Here is a 1,152-nt window from a genome sequence, read left to right as displayed (position 1 = left end):
TGACCTGCTCCCCTTTGAGTCCGCTAATTTACGTTAGCTCTGTTCGGGTTTTGGTCCTTTTCTGACCGGTTAGCATATTCCGCGGGTGTTAGGCCAGCGAGGCTTGTGTGAGGGCGGTGGTGGTTGAAGTCGTTGCGCCATGCCGCAATCAGGTTGCGAGCATGGCGTATGCTATCGAACAGGTGCTCATTCAGGCATTCGTCGCGCATCCTGCCATTGAAGCTTTCGACAAACCCGTTCTGCATTGGTTTGCCGGGCGCGATGTAGTGCCAGTCAACCTTGCGGTCTTCTTGCCACTTCAGCATCGCATTGGACGTCAGTTCGGTCCCATTGTCGCTGACCACGACGCATGGGTATCCACGCATCTCAGCGATCCGGTCCAGTTCACGCGCAACACGGTCACCAGACAACGACGTATCGACAACTGCAGCAAGACATTCACGGCTGAAGTCATCAATCACGTTCAAGATGCGGAACCGGCGACCACACGACAGGCTGTCAGACACGAAGTCCAGCGACCACCGCTGGTTCGGCCCCAGTGGGATCGCCATCGGTGTCCTCGTGCCCACTGCACGCTTGCGACCGCCGCGTTTACGGACTGTTAACCCTTCTTCGCGGTAGATCCGATACAGCTTCTTCCAGTTCACTTGCCAGCCTTCGCGCTTCAGCAGAATGTGCAGCCGACGATAGCCAAAGCGTCGCCGTTCAGACGACAGCTCTTTCAATCGACCACGCAGTTCCGTATCCGCTGGCCGCTTCGACACACGTCGATAGACCCGTGGATCAATCCCAGCCAACGCACAGGCGCGCTTCTGATTGTATCGCTTCTCTTTCATGGCCCAGGTCACCGCGTTTCTGCGTGAGCCGGGCCTCAAAAGTTTTTTCCCAGCATTTCCTTCAGCGTCGAGACATCCATCATCTGTTCCGCCAGGAGTTTCTTCAGTTTGGCGTTCTCGAGTTCCAACGCCTTCAGCTTCTTGGCGTCAGACACTTCCATCCCGCCGTACTTGGACCGCCATTTATAAAACGTCGCATCACTGACGCCATGCTTGCGACAAAGCTCCTTCGCGCCAAGCCCAGCCTGATGCTCTTTCAATATCCCGATTATCTGTTCTTCACTGAAACGGCTTCTCTTCATCGTCTGTCTCCTTA

Annotated in this window: 1 protein-coding gene; it reads right to left on the bottom strand. The window is 55.6% G+C overall.

Annotated elements, in window-relative coordinates:
- Positions 1 to 23 precede the first annotated feature (23 nt).
- Positions 24 to 1,138 (bottom strand): IS3 family transposase gene (locus tag K5Q35_RS22550; RefSeq protein ID WP_220801478.1). Its coding sequence is split into 2 segments (ribosomal slippage): positions 24 to 889 and positions 889 to 1,138, totalling 1,116 coding nucleotides; the frame shifts between segments, so codons are not numbered across the junction.
- Positions 1,139 to 1,152: the final 14 nt, after the last annotated feature.

Source organism: Roseobacter sp. OBYS 0001 (genome assembly GCF_019654895.1).
GTDB classification, from domain to species: Bacteria; Pseudomonadota; Alphaproteobacteria; order Rhodobacterales; family Rhodobacteraceae; genus Roseobacter; species Roseobacter litoralis.
The sequence above is the reverse complement of the archived record's forward strand: the minus strand, read 5'-3'. Positions and strand labels throughout refer to the sequence as shown.